1 protein-coding gene is annotated in these 222 nt (G+C 56.3%); it reads right to left on the bottom strand.

Annotated features, from left to right (window positions below; translation table 11 throughout):
- On the bottom strand, nucleotides 1–222 hold a 222-nt coding region (locus tag BQ8482_RS38630; RefSeq protein WP_208867621.1), incomplete at both ends, for a hypothetical protein.

Raw genomic sequence — 222 nt, 5'->3', positions numbered from 1 at the left:
ATGCGCAAATGTAGCTCCAATTGTGAGCGCAGAACGGAAGTGGTCCAGACGGCACGATTTGTCACGCCGCCCGCGCTCAGCCCGAACAAAAAGGTAACAATCGACCGCAGTGCAGTCTCGAAGACGTCCGTTGGCCACTTTTCACTCTCCGGCCAAGCCGCCCGGATGACTCGGTCATAAATTTCCTTTCCCTCGCGATGCAGCGAGGCATTGAGCTTGTGA

The organism is Mesorhizobium delmotii, assembly GCF_900149755.1.
GTDB classification, from domain to species: domain Bacteria; phylum Pseudomonadota; class Alphaproteobacteria; order Rhizobiales; family Rhizobiaceae; genus Mesorhizobium; species Mesorhizobium delmotii.
The sequence above is the reverse complement of the archived record's forward strand: the minus strand, read 5'-3'. Positions and strand labels throughout refer to the sequence as shown.